General features: G+C 37.0%; 12 protein-coding genes. 10 read left to right on the top strand and 2 right to left on the bottom strand.

Features of this window, described 5'->3' with window-relative positions; translation table 11 throughout:
• Positions 1–192: 192 nt before the first annotated feature.
• Genes B2145_RS04380 through B2145_RS04360 form a run of 5 tightly spaced genes read left to right on the top strand, consistent with a single transcriptional unit; the run spans position 193 to position 3,052 of the window.
• Entirely contained in the window at positions 193–960 is a 768-nt protein-coding gene (locus B2145_RS04380) for an enoyl-CoA hydratase/isomerase family protein (protein WP_291098736.1), read from the top strand.
• 3 nt (positions 961–963) lie between these two features.
• On the top strand, positions 964–1,140 hold the full coding sequence (locus B2145_RS04375) for a hypothetical protein (protein WP_291098732.1): 177 nt from the start codon (positions 964–966) through the stop codon (positions 1,138–1,140).
• Between the two features lie 32 nt (positions 1,141–1,172).
• Complete coding sequence (locus tag B2145_RS04370) at positions 1,173–1,625, top strand: 6-pyruvoyl trahydropterin synthase family protein (RefSeq protein WP_291098729.1); 453 nt, start codon at positions 1,173–1,175, stop codon at positions 1,623–1,625.
• Positions 1,626–1,648: 23 nt separating this feature from the next.
• On the top strand, positions 1,649–2,404 hold the full coding sequence (locus B2145_RS04365; RefSeq protein ID WP_291098726.1) for a UDP-2,3-diacylglucosamine diphosphatase: 756 nt from the start codon (positions 1,649–1,651) through the stop codon (positions 2,402–2,404).
• 30 nt (positions 2,405–2,434) lie between these two features.
• On the top strand, positions 2,435–3,052 hold the full coding sequence (locus B2145_RS04360; RefSeq protein ID WP_291098724.1) for a hypothetical protein: 618 nt from the start codon (positions 2,435–2,437) through the stop codon (positions 3,050–3,052).
• Positions 3,053–3,208: 156 nt separating this feature from the next.
• Here B2145_RS04360 and B2145_RS04355 read toward each other — a convergent pair whose 3' ends face one another.
• The gene (locus B2145_RS04355) at positions 3,209–4,477 is read right to left on the bottom strand and encodes an MFS transporter (protein ID WP_291098722.1); all 1,269 of its coding nucleotides are present in this window, start codon (positions 4,475–4,477) and stop codon (positions 3,209–3,211) included.
• A gap of 14 nt (positions 4,478–4,491) precedes the next feature.
• Entirely contained in the window at positions 4,492–6,210 is a 1,719-nt protein-coding gene (gene recJ, locus B2145_RS04350; protein WP_291098720.1) for a single-stranded-DNA-specific exonuclease RecJ, read from the bottom strand.
• Positions 6,211–6,479: 269 nt separating this feature from the next.
• On the opposite strand from recJ, the gene ade reads away from it, so the two are divergent.
• The 5 genes from ade to B2145_RS04325 all read left to right on the top strand — a co-directional run bounded on the left by ade (position 6,480) and on the right by B2145_RS04325 (position 12,975).
• The gene (ade, locus tag B2145_RS04345; RefSeq protein WP_291098718.1) at positions 6,480–8,102 is read left to right on the top strand and encodes an adenine deaminase; all 1,623 of its coding nucleotides are present in this window, start codon (positions 6,480–6,482) and stop codon (positions 8,100–8,102) included.
• 363 nt (positions 8,103–8,465) lie between these two features.
• Entirely contained in the window at positions 8,466–10,910 is a 2,445-nt protein-coding gene (locus B2145_RS04340) for a bifunctional UDP-N-acetylmuramoyl-tripeptide:D-alanyl-D-alanine ligase/alanine racemase (protein ID WP_291098716.1), read from the top strand.
• Between the two features lie 48 nt (positions 10,911–10,958).
• A complete protein-coding gene (gene mscL / locus B2145_RS04335; protein ID WP_291098714.1) occupies positions 10,959–11,375 on the top strand; it encodes a large conductance mechanosensitive channel protein MscL in 417 nt (138 codons plus the stop codon).
• Positions 11,376–11,534: 159 nt separating this feature from the next.
• Entirely contained in the window at positions 11,535–12,524 is a 990-nt protein-coding gene (locus B2145_RS04330; RefSeq protein WP_291098712.1) for an aspartate-semialdehyde dehydrogenase, read from the top strand.
• A 100-nt stretch (positions 12,525–12,624) separates the two neighbouring features.
• On the top strand, positions 12,625–12,975 hold the full coding sequence (locus B2145_RS04325; RefSeq protein WP_291098709.1) for a hypothetical protein: 351 nt from the start codon (positions 12,625–12,627) through the stop codon (positions 12,973–12,975).
• Positions 12,976–13,017: the final 42 nt, after the last annotated feature.

Raw genomic sequence — 13,017 nt, 5'->3', positions numbered from 1 at the left:
CAAACCTTCCCGATTCTATCGGGGCGCTCTAGCCTCCCGATGGCTATCGGGATGAGCTAATCCCCCAAACTAGGGCGCAAATATAACATTTTAAAATAGTATAATGCAAATTTCGAAAAACAATTCTATCCTATTTGAAAAAAAAGTCTAAGCTTCCCTTAATATTTTTAACTTTACATCAAAATTGGTGAAATGACAACTCAAAACCCAAACGGCGTACTCATCACGACAATCGAAAATAAAATCGCAACCCTCGAATTTGGGCATCCTGCGAGCAATTCTTTTCCGAGTGATTTGCTTGACCGCTTGACAAACGAACTCAATAATTTAAGCCGTAACCCGGTTGTTTCGATAATTATTTTGAAAAGCAGCGGAACGGGAGCATTTTGTGCCGGTGCTTCTTTTGATGAACTCAAAGCTGTTTCGAATCTGGAAGAAGCCACAAAATTCTTTTCGGGATTTGCCAATGTGTTGAATGCAATGCGCAATTGTTCGAAAATAATCGTGGGTAGAATTCACGGAAAAGCCGTTGGTGGCGGAGTTGGCATCGCTGCCGCCTGCGATTACGCCTTGGCAACAAGTGAAAGTGACATCAAATTATCCGAATTGGCAATAGGAATCGGGCCATTTGTAATAGAACCCGCCCTGACCCGAAAAATAGGAAAAAGCGCCATGTCTAAAATGACTTTGGAAGCATCCGCATGGAAAACTGCTTTTTGGGCAAACCAAAAAGGACTTTACGCCAAAGTGTTGGAAACTACAACCGAATTAGACCTTGAAATCACGACTTTCGCCAATACGCTAGCCAATTATAATCCGGAAGCTTTGACCGAAATGAAAAAAGTGTTTTGGGAAGGAACCGAAAATTGGAACACTTTGCTTTATGAAAGAGCCGAGATTTCGGGGAAATTGTTGCTTTCTGATTTTTCCAGAAACGCATTGAATCAATTTAAAAAATAAGCAATGATCCACCTCATCTTGCCCCTGCTACAAGTAAATGTTGCAGAAAAATTAAAGGAAGCACCAGACAGTAATTATCAAACTGGAGTAATCATTGGCTCGTTTCTCCCCTTTGTCTTATTGATTGGGGTTGCCTATTGGATGTATTATTGGGCGAAAAAAGCAGACGAAAAGAAGTAGATGTGTTAAATTTGCACTCAAAATAAAACAGAATGAGCAAAATCAGAATTACAAAAAAGTTTAGTTTCGAAACCGGTCACGCCTTGTATGGCTATGACGGGAAGTGTAAAAACGTGCATGGACATAGTTATAAATTGTCGGTAACCGTAATAGGGACGCCAATTGTAGACAGGAGCGATGTGAAATTTGGAATGGTTATCGATTTTACGGATTTGAAAAAAATAGTGATAGAGGAAATCGTAGACCAATTTGATCACGCCACGGTTTTCAACGAAACGACACCCCATATCGAATTGGCAAACGAACTAAAAAACCGTGGACATCACGTAATTTTAGTGGATTACCAACCCACGAGCGAAAATATGGTGGTCGATTTTTCAAAAAGAATAATCAGCCGATTGCCCGAAAATATTGGTCTTTTTTCCCTAAAATTGCAAGAAACAGAATCTTCCTTCGCCGAATGGTTTGCAAGTGATAATTTGTAATTCAAAATCCCTACTTTAGCTTTATGCAAATCACTCCCAACAAAAAAATATATTTCGCCTCCGATCAGCATTTTGGCGCGCCAACTCCTGAATTGAGTTTTCCAAGAGAACAAAAATTTGTGGCTTGGCTCGACGAAGTTAAGGGAGATGCCGAAGCTATTTTTCTTCTGGGCGATTTATTTGATTTTTGGTTCGAATACAAAACAGTGGTTCCCAAAGGTTTTGTGCGAATTCTTGGAAAACTCGCTGAGATTCGCGACAGCGGAATTCCTATTTATTTCTTCGTGGGTAATCACGATTTGTGGATGGATGATTATTTCCAGAAAGAACTGAATATTCCCATTTATCGCGACAATCAGGAATATACTTTCAACGAAAAAACCTTCCTGATTGGTCACGGTGACGGAAAAGGCCCTGGCGATATGGGTTACAAACGAATGAAAAAAGTCTTCACGAATCCTTTTTCAAAATGGCTGTTTCGATGGCTTCATCCCGACATTGGCGTGCGACTGGGACATTATCTTTCGGTACAAAACAAGCTGATATCTGGCGATGAGGACGTAAAATTCCTCGGCGAAGAAAACGAATGGCTCATCCTTTATGCCAAAAGAAAACTGGAAACCAAGCATTATAATTACCTCGTTTTTGGTCATCGCCACTTACCCTTAAAAGTCCCTGTTGGCGAAAACTCCGAATATGTAAATCTAGGCGACTGGATTAATTATTTTACATATGGCGTTTTTGATGGAAAGACTTTTGAGTTGAAGAAGTTTGAATGAATCTTGTGGATTAATAGCACTATAACAACTATGAGAGCAATTATCATTACTATAGCATTTCTACTTTTATCGTGCGGAAATAAAAACTACGAGCATTCAAATATTGAAAAAAAACCAAAAAAAGATAACCATTTGGTTTTGGAGGATATGGTAACATCAAATGGTAATGTCATTAAATTCAAGAAAATTGGCGAACAGAGTTTCTTACAATGGAATCGCAAAAATAAACTTGAAACTCTTGACTACCCTTTTGACTTAAATGGTGCAGATGCTTGGCTTCCAAGATTTGTAGCAGAAAACGACAATTATTTGCTTTTCCGCGCTGGTTGTGGCAGTTCGTGTTGGACTGGATTTATTTTACCGCTAAATAAAAATGGAAACGTAACAACCATAAGCGAATATTTGGCTTATGATTTGAATCAAAATTATGTTGCTTATCTTAATTATGACACAGATAATCTGGAAGTTTTAAATATTGCTTCTGGGGAAAAACAATCTTTTACAACTGAAAGTTGTGATGCTGCATTTAAAGGATATTGTATTGATACCATATATTTCAAGCAAAAAAAGATTTGTTACAAATGGACAACAAATGCTAATCAAGATTCAAAAAGAAACTCTTTAATTGAGTTAGTTCTGAAAATATAACTTACTCCTTACAACTGTCAAACTTCCATAATAAAACACCAATGTCTCCAAACGAAAAAAAATTAGACAATCCAGTTTGGCATTCCTTGTCCGAAACCTATAAAACTTCAATTTATAGGTTTTTTGATGGAACAACTTTCGAATTGAAAAAACTAATCACTCCTGATTTTCGTGTTCTTCCAAATCTTTTTGCAAATCCAGATTTCTGAATGAAGGCAATTTTGCACCGGTGAAAAGCACTATTATAAGGGTCATAGTTCCACCAAAAACTACTGCCGAAACCGTTCCCATCAGTTTTGCGGTCAATCCGCTTTCGAAAGCTCCCAATTCATTGGACGAACCCACAAATATCGAATTTACTGCCGCCACCCGACCTCGCATTTGGTCTGGCGTCTTGAGTTGCAAAATAGTTTGACGAATCACCACCGAAATTCCATCGGCAACGCCGCTCAAAAATAAAGCGAGTACCGACAACCAAAAAATAGTGGAAATCCCGAAAACTATAATACAAACCCCGAAGGCGAAAATAGCCATCAAAAGCTTTTTCCCCGCATTTTTATACAAAGGAACATAAGCCGAAATAAACATCGTCAACAAGGCGCCAACTGCCGGAGCTGCCCTTAAAACCCCAAATCCTTCGGGTCCGACTTTTAGAATATCCTGGGCAAAAATAGGCAAAAGCGCCACCGCTCCACCAAAAAGAACCGCCACCATATCGAGCGTTAAAGCTCCGAAAATAGTTTTATTGGTGAAAACGAATTTCACGCCTTCCTTCAAACTTTCCATTATGGGTTCCCCAATTTTTGGGTTTAAAATAGGCTTGGTTTCAATTTGCGTCAATAATATCAATGCCAAAAGGGAACACCCGAAAACAAAGCACATTGACCAATGAACTCCTAACCAAGTGATGGAAAATCCCGCCACTGAAGGCCCTGCAACTGCGCCGATTTGCCAAACCGAACTGCTCCAAGTGGCCGCATTGGGATACACTTTTTTGGGAACGATTAATGCCAAGAGCGAAAAGATTGTTGGTCCAAGAAAAGCCCGAACCAAGCCGCCCAAGAAAACCAAAAAATAAATGCCATATAAAATTGTTTTTGTTTCAAAACCGCCCACCATTCTTGGCCACGTCAATAAAAACAGGCCGAAACTTATTACCGAAAAAGCCAAAATACATTTCAATAGCAAGCCTTTCTTCTCCTTTTGATCGACAATATGTCCCGCAAACAACGCCATCGAAATTGCCGGAATTACTTCCATTAATCCAATAATCCCCAAAGAAAGTGGATTTTTGGTCAAACTGTACACTTGCCATTCTATGATAATAAATTGCATTGACCAGGCAAAAACTATGGCAAAACGCATCAACAAAAACGTATTGAATTCTTTATAACGCAAGGCTGCGTAAGGATCTTTTTTCTTCATTTAATGGCAAATAATTATTTTATGTCTTTCAATCTCAGTTGGATGGAAACTTTCCCGTTCCATTCATTTTCATCAATGCAATACACGGCTTCGAAAGGTTTTTTATTCGTTGTCAACTCCATTTTATTCCCCAATCCAAAACCAATGGCGGGAATTCCTTCGGAATTGTTATGCTTTACAAACAGTTTCAAATGTTCGTCATCGGCTCCTAGTTTCTTTGGATAACCTGTGTCTTTCACGTTTTTGGTCAAAAAAATTGGCGTCATATTTTGCGGACCAAAAGGTTCGAATTGTTTCAAAATGCGAATTAATTTTGGCGTGATATCTTCGAAATTTATCTCGGCATCAATCGAAATTTCGGGAGTTAACGAATCGGGATGAATGGTTTGTTCGACTACTTTTTCGAAAGCGTCTTTGAATAGTTGATAGTTTTCCTCCAATAAAGTCATTCCAGCGGCATACATATGTCCTCCAAATTGCTCCAAATGTTTTGAACAACTTTCCAATGCATTATATACGTCAAACCCCTTGACAGAACGAGCTGAAGCTGCATATTTATCGCCACTTTTCGTAAAAACCAATGTCGGTCGATAATAGGTTTCAATCAATCTTGAAGCCACAATTCCTATCACACCTTTGTGCCAATCCTCCTGAAAAACCACCGTCGTGAAACGTTCTTTTTCATCGTTCTCCACAATTTGACCAAGCGCTTCTTTGGTAATTTGTTTGTCCAAATCTTTCCTTTCGGAATTATATTTTTCAATTTCAGATGCAAATTGTTGTGCTTGTTCAAAATCAAATTCCGACAGTAATGCCACGGCGTGATTGCCGTGTTTTATACGTCCCGCAGCGTTGATTCTCGGCGCAATGACGAAAACCACGTCGGTAATATCTAAAGTTTGTTTTTTTATTTGGTTACCCGAGACCGAAGGTCGAACTGACGAAGTAATTAATGCTTTGATTCCCGGTCTTGGTTCGGAGTTAATGACTTGCAAACCAAAATAGGCCAACACCCGATTTTCACCAGTCATCGGAACAATATCAGCGGCAACAGCTGTCGCAACCAGATCCAGATATGGGAATAACTCTTCTATGGTTTGGCTTCGGTTTTCGCCTAAAGCCTGAATCAATTTAAAACCTATTCCACAACCACATAATTCATCATAAGGATAACTGCAATCGTCTCTTTTTGGATCTAAAACCGCAACCGCGTCGGGTAAAAATTCTCCCGGTCTGTGGTGGTCACAAATAATGAAATCGATATTTCTTTCTTTGGCGTAAGCCACATGATTGATGGATTTTATTCCACAATCCAAAGCAATAATCAATGAAAAACCGTTGTCCTCGGCAAAATCAATTCCTTTGAAAGAAATGCCATAGCCTTCATCATAACGATCCGGAATATAAGTCGCCACGTTTGGATAATAGGTTTTCAAATAGGAGGAAACGAGCGAAACCGCCGTTGTACCATCGACATCATAATCCCCAAAAACGAGAATGTTTTCCTGATCCGAAATGGCTTTTTCAATTCGTTCAACCGCTTTATCCATATCTTTCATCAGATAAGGATTATGTAAATCGTCCAGACTTGGCCGAAAAAATTTTCTGGCTTCCTCATACGTTTCAATTCCACGCTGTACCAATAGGATTGCCACAAATTCTTCGACATTCAGAGCTTGCGCAAGATGTTTTACTTTTTCAGGTTCAGGTTTGGTTTTAATCGTCCAGCGCATTTTGAGTTGGGATTTAGGATTTTAGATTTAGGATTTTTTAGCACAATTCTAAAAACACTAATATCTAAAACAATATTAGTCAATTTTATTTTTAAAAATAGAAAAACCACTAAGATATTAAGTTCCTTTAAGTATTAAACCTTAATGAAACTTAATATCTTAATGGTTCAAAAAAATAAAATTAATTTTTAAATATTTGAAGAAGCCTTAAAAATAAATTCAAAATGGTAGTACTTTTGACTATTATTTCTTTCTTAAAAATAAATTCAATGCAAATTCAAGGACAAATTGTTGACATAATGAACCAACGCATTTACGCTGGCGAAATCACTGTCGAAAATGGGAAAATCATTTCTATAATAGAGAAAAATCACGATGTAAAAAACTATATTCTTCCCGGATTTATAGACTCTCACATTCATATTGAAAGTTCCATGCTCGTTCCTTCCGAATTTGCAAAAATTGCCGTACTTCACGGAACGGTTGCCACGATTTCCGACCCACATGAAATTGCCAATGTTTTGGGAAAAGATGGGGTTTATTTTATGATTGAAAATAGCAAAAAAGTGCCGTTGAAATTTCATTTTGGCGCTCCATCCTGTGTTCCTGCCACTTTATTCGAAAGTGCCGGTGCAATTATAGATTCAGAAGGAATTAAGGAATTATTGGCTTCGCCAGACATTTATTATTTGGCGGAAATGATGAATTATCCCGGCGTTTTATTTGATGACGAAGAAGTGATGAAGAAAATCCATTGGGCAAAACATTTCGACAAACCGGTTGACGGACATGCGCCAGGATTGCGAGGTGAACCGATACAAAAATACATTTCCGCAGGCATCACAACCGATCATGAATGTTTTACACATGAAGAAGCTTTGGAAAAAATATCCTTGGGAATGAAAGTCCTTATTCGAGAAGGAAGTGCTGCCAAAAACTTTGAAGCACTGGTAGATTTGCTGCCGGAACATCATGAAAATATGATGTTTTGTTCCGATGATAAACATCCGGATGATTTGATTTCGGGTCATATTAATTTGCTTTGTGCTCGTGCTGTGGCAAAAGGCATTGATGTTTTTAAAGTGCTGCAAGTCGCTTGTATCAATCCCATAAATCATTACAAAATCAATGTAGGATTGTTGAAAAAAAATGATGCCGCCGATTTTATCGTGGTCGAAGATTTGGTTGATTTTAAAGTGCAACAAACCTATATCAACGGCGAATTAGTTGCCGAAAACGGCAAATCATTTATTGAACATGTTCCGTTCAAAACACCAAATAATTTTAATATCACTTCAAAAAAAGTGAGCGATTTTGAAATTTCTGGTTCCGGTTCAAAAATTCGTGTAATTGAAGCCTTGGAAGGACAATTAATCACCAATGAAATTCATCACAAATCGAAAATAGAAAACGGGAAAATCATTTCGGATACGGAAAATGACATTCTGAAAATGGCTGTGGTCAATCGCTATCAAAATACGAAGCCAGCAATTGCTTTCATCAAGAATTTTGGCTTGAAAAAAGGCGCCATCGCCAGTTCTGTGGCGCACGATTGTCATAATATTGTTGTTGTGGGAACTTCTGACGAGGAAATTTGCAATGCCGTCAATCTTATTATTAAAAATACTGGAGGAATTTGCGCCGTGAATGGCTCCGAAAACAAAATGTTGGCTTTGCCCGTTGCCGGAATTATGAGCGATAAAAACGGTTGGGAAACCGGGAAATTATATCAGGAAATCGACGCAATGGCGAAGGAATTGGGCAGTAATTTGAAAGCACCTTTTATGACGCTTTCATTTATGGCACTGTTGGTAATTCCCGACTTGAAATTGTCGGACAAAGGATTGTTTAGCGGGAATACCTTTTCGTTCGTGGACTTGGAAGTGGAATAAGGATTTAAGAAAAGCTATGAGGACAGAGTAAATCATCCGGAAAAAGAAATATTTTTTTAAGAGGATTGTTAGAGAAAACTCCGAAATAAAAACCCTTATAAATTTATTTTACTAAATTTGAGGGGGAATAAACATTTTGGATTTACAAACCCAAAAAAATATTCATAATTCAAGATGAAGATATTACATCTCAGTTAGAAAAATTATTAAAAAAAGAAAAAAAAACAGTCGGATAGCTGAAGTCTATAATTTTGTTCAAAAACTTGCAATCTCTCCACGAAAACTGTAATACCTAGCGATTTAGATTATAAAAAATCGATTGCAAATAACTTGTCAAAAAACATAAGTAAATAAAACAAACTATTGACACTCACTATCCAAAATATTATCCGAGTCCTTCAGGCCAAATGGTTTGGAGACAACCCTGACGCCACAATAGAAAACATTTCCATTGATAGCCGTTCTTTGCAAAACGGTTCTCAAACGCTTTTCTTTGCATTGGTAGGACCCAACAATGATGCCCATAATTACATTTCGTCATTGATCGAAAAAGGGGTGCGAAATTTTGTGGTTACCCATATTCCAAAAGAATGTGAAGCCAAGTCCAATTTCTTGGTTGTCGAAAACACATTGGATGCTTTACAACAATTTGCAGCTGATCATCGAAATCTTTTTAAATTTCCCGTTATCGGATTGACCGGAAGTAACGGAAAAACGATTGTCAAGGAATGGTTAAACTTTCTTTTAAGTCCTGATTTCAATATTATCCGAAGTCCAAAAAGCTACAATTCACAAGTTGGGGTTCCTCTGTCGGTAATTTCAATTAACGAAAAGCATAATCTGGGAATTTTTGAAGCGGGAATTTCGAAAATGAATGAAATGGAAAAATTGGAAGTCATCATCAAACCAACCATCGGAATTATTACGAATATTGGATCCGCGCACGATGAAGGCTTTGAAGATTTGGATAAAAAAATCAAAGAAAAACTAAAACTTTTCAAACATTCAAAACTAATAATTTATCAAAAAAATAAGGCCGTTGATGCGCTTATTATCCCAAAAATTAAAACATTTTCCTGGAGTTGCAAGGACGAAACTGCCGATGTTTTTATTGTAAAAAAAGCAATCGCTGACAAAACGATTCTACAAATTAGATATGCTAACGCTAATTTCGAAATAGAAATTCCTTTTCAGGATGAAGCTTCGGTAGAAAATGCCATTACTTGTTTGATGGTTTTATTGAGTTTTAAATACGATAAAACAACCATTCAAAACCGTATGCAATGGCTATATCCTGTTGAAATGCGGTTGAAAGTCAAAAACGGAATCAACAACACAACCCTTATTGACGATAGTTACAGTTCCGATTTTCAGTCGTTGAAAATCGCCTTGGATTTTCTGGAAAGTCAAAAACAATACAAAAACAAAACAGTAATCTTATCTGATATTTTCCAAAGTGGTTTGTCGAACGAGGAATTATATTCTAAAGTTTCACAGTTAATCACATCCAATAAAATCAATCGGGTTATTGGAATTGGAGAAACCATTTCAGCGTTTAAAGACAAGTTTACCAACTGTGTCACTTTTAAAAACACAGCCGACTTTTTTTTAAATTTTAACTATTTGAATTTTGGCAATGAAACGATTCTGATAAAAGGAGCGAGACATTTTCAATTTGAAGAAATAGTTGCCGCATTAGAGGAGAAAACGCACGAGACCGTTTTGGAAATCAATCTCAACGCCATAAGTCATAACCTAAATTTTTTCAAATCAAAACTAAAACTCACCACCAAAATGATGGTTATGGTAAAAGCTTTTGGCTATGGAAGCGGTGGATTTGAAATCGCTAAATTGCTCGAACATCATAAAGTAGATTATCTTGGTGTGGCTTTCGCCGATGAGGGAATTTTATTAAAAAATGCCGGAATTAAGTTGCCAATTATGGTTTTAAACCCAGAAAACACAAGTTTTTCGGCTATAATTCAGCATCAATTAGAACCTGAAATTTACAGTTTAAAAGGCTTAAATGCGTTTCTAAAAATTGCCGAAAAAAGAAAACTGAAACACTTTCCTATTCATATCAAACTCGACACGGGAATGCACCGTTTGGGTTTCGAAGAAGAAAATCTTGACGAATTAATTGCGACTTTAAAAGAAAATAAATTCGTGAAGGTACGAAGTGTTTTGTCGCATATGGCAACGAGCGATGCTTTAGAACACCGAGATTTTGCGCTTTCACAGATTGATTTATTCGAGAAATTATCCTCAAAATTGATGGTCGAATTGCAAATAAAACCCATTCGCCATATACTGAACACTTCGGGAATAAGTAATTTTCCGCAAGCGCAATACGATATGGTTCGGCTTGGCATTGGACTTTATGGCGTTTCCAATGATGTTGAGGAACAAAAATTTTTGGAAAACGTTGGCACGCTAAAATCTGTTATTTCACAAATCAGAAGCATTCAAGCCGGCGAAAGCGTGGGTTACGGAAGGCGGTTTATTGCCGAGAAACCGACAAAAATTGCCACGATTCCCATTGGTTATGCCGACGGAATTTCAAGACATTGGGGTAATGGTTTGGGTTTTGTAACGATAAACAACCAAAAAGTATCAATTGTTGGCAGTATTTGTATGGATATGTTAATGGTCGATATTTCAGAAATCAATTGTAAAGAAGGAGATCAAGTAATAATTTTCGGAAAAAGCCCAACGGTAACTTTTATGGCAAATCAATTACACACGATTCCTTATGAAATCCTTACAAGTATTTCACAAAGAGTTAAACGCGTGTTTTATAGAGAATAAAAAAATTTAATATATTCGTAGTTACTATTGACCAATAAAAATTTAATTATGGGATTTTTCAGTGATTTTAAGGCTTCTTTAATGAGAGGTGACGTATTAAGTTTAGCAACTGCGGTTGTTATTGGTGGTGCTTTTGGTAAAATTGTTGGATCTGCAGTTGATGATGTCATAATGCCAATTGTTGGTTTGATAACAGGAGGAATAGATTTTACACAAAAATTCATCACTCTCGACGGAAATAGTTATGATAATTTAGCCGGTGCAAAAAGTGCCGGTGCCGCTGTTATTACTTACGGAAACTTGGTGCAAGCCACTATCAATTTCGTTATTATTTCGTTATTTATTTTTATTGTTTTAAGAGCTGCCGAAAAAGCAAAAAAGAAAGAAGTGGCTGCTCCTGCCGCGCCTGCTGGACCAACTCAAGAGGAATTGCTTACCCAAATTAGAGATTTGTTAAAAAAATAATTTCCGCTACATTATATATTCTAACCAAACCAAAAGCGTGGTTTTTCTTTTTTGTTGTAAATATAACATTTTGTTATTTTTTGTGAAGCCGCTTGTTTTAAATTGAATATTACTTACTTTTGTTCTGTAAAATAAATATTCAAAATTAAAAAATATAGTATGAAAATTGCAGTTGTAGGAGCAACCGGAATGGTTGGCGAAATAATGTTAAAAGTGTTAGAAGAAAGAAATTTTCCTTACACGGAATTAATCCTGGTAGCTTCTGAAAAATCAGTTGGGAAAGTAATCGAATTCAAAGGAAAAAAACATACAGTTGTTGGATTGCAAACCGCGGTAGATATGAAACCAGAAATTGCTTTGTTTTCTGCTGGTGGTGGTACTTCGTTAGAGTGGGCTCCAAAATTTGCAGCAGTTGGAACAACCGTTATCGACAATTCATCCGCTTGGAGAATGGATCCGACAAAAAAATTAATCGTTCCAGAAATCAACGCTTCGGAATTGACCAAAGAAGATAAAATCATAGCCAATCCAAACTGTTCGACTATTCAAATGGTTTTGGCTTTAGCCCCATTGCATAAAAAATACAATATCAAACGCGTGGTTGTTTCTACTTACCAATCTATTACTGGAACTGGTGTAAAAGCAGTGCAACAATTCGAAAATGAATGTGCAGGAATTGAGGGAGATATGGTTTATAAATATAAAATCAATAGAAACTGTATTCCACAATGCGATAGTTTTGAGGATAACGGATACACTAAAGAAGAAATGAAATTGGTCAATGAAACCAAAAAAATATTAAGTGACAACAGTATCGCAGTGACGGCCACTGCTGTTCGTGTTCCCGTTGTTGGCGGCCATAGCGAAGCCGTTAATATTGAATTTACCAATGATTTTGACGTAAACGAGGTAAGAACTATTTTAAGTCAAACAGACGGGATTGTAGTTCAAGACAATTTAGACACTTTTACGTATCCTATGCCAAGATATGCCGAAGGTAAAAATGATGTTTTTGTGGGTAGAATTCGTCGTGACGAAAGCCAGCCAAACACATTGAATATGTGGATTGTTGCCGACAATTTAAGAAAGGGCGCTGCAACAAACACCATTCAAATTGCCGAATATCTTATTGCAGCAAAACTGGTGTAAAACAACACGGAATAAGCAACTAAAAACCATTTGTAATAACAATTCATTAAGTTTTGTTAAAACAAATGGTTTTTTTTTATGTTTCCTTACATTTGCATGGATGAAAAGGAAACAGTCCATAATTAATTTTTCTTTGATGATTGCGGTATTGTTTTCAATACTGTTTCAATCTTTTCATAGTTACGAGCATCTGGCAAAGCAGCTTTCCCAAGAGCTATGTCATCATAAATATAACTTACACAAACCTGAATTTACACACCAACACCACAACTTTGACAGTTGTTTTGTTTGTGAATTTACTTTAAGCAGTTTTATTCCTGCCGAAACTTTTCTATATACTTTACAATTTGCCCACACGGAAATTCCTCATTTCATCACTGTAAATGAAACCCCAAAAAGATTTTCCGGAAGTTCTTATTTGCTCCGTGGACCGCCCAATTTTATTGTTTAAACTGTCCCAATAGCTACTGGAATGTATCCGTTTCTATTTGTT

Origin of the sequence: Flavobacterium sp. UBA5153, from assembly GCA_002413745.1 — a bacterium.
GTDB lineage: Bacteria > Bacteroidota > Bacteroidia > Flavobacteriales > Flavobacteriaceae > Flavobacterium.
This window is presented reverse-complemented; position numbering and strand designations above follow the sequence as displayed.

Bases quoted from the DNA above. Each gene is read 5' to 3' on its own strand.
- B2145_RS04355 (WP_291098722.1), bottom strand. From the start codon at position 4,477: ATGAAGAAAAAAGATCCTTACGCAGCCTTGCGTTATAAAGAATTCAAT.
- B2145_RS04360 (WP_291098724.1), top strand. From the start codon at position 2,435: ATGAGAGCAATTATCATTACTATAGCATTTCTACTTTTATCGTGCGGA.
- B2145_RS04375 (WP_291098732.1), top strand. From the start codon at position 964: ATGATCCACCTCATCTTGCCCCTGCTACAAGTAAATGTTGCAGAAAAA.
- B2145_RS04365 (WP_291098726.1), top strand. From the start codon at position 1,649: ATGCAAATCACTCCCAACAAAAAAATATATTTCGCCTCCGATCAGCAT.
- mscL (WP_291098714.1), top strand. From the start codon at position 10,959: ATGGGATTTTTCAGTGATTTTAAGGCTTCTTTAATGAGAGGTGACGTA.
- B2145_RS04370 (WP_291098729.1), top strand. From the start codon at position 1,173: ATGAGCAAAATCAGAATTACAAAAAAGTTTAGTTTCGAAACCGGTCAC.
- B2145_RS04380 (WP_291098736.1), top strand. From the start codon at position 193: ATGACAACTCAAAACCCAAACGGCGTACTCATCACGACAATCGAAAAT.
- B2145_RS04330 (WP_291098712.1), top strand. From the start codon at position 11,535: ATGAAAATTGCAGTTGTAGGAGCAACCGGAATGGTTGGCGAAATAATG.
- recJ (WP_291098720.1), bottom strand. From the start codon at position 6,210: ATGCGCTGGACGATTAAAACCAAACCTGAACCTGAAAAAGTAAAACAT.
- ade (WP_291098718.1), top strand. From the start codon at position 6,480: ATGCAAATTCAAGGACAAATTGTTGACATAATGAACCAACGCATTTAC.
- B2145_RS04325 (WP_291098709.1), top strand. From the start codon at position 12,625: ATGAAAAGGAAACAGTCCATAATTAATTTTTCTTTGATGATTGCGGTA.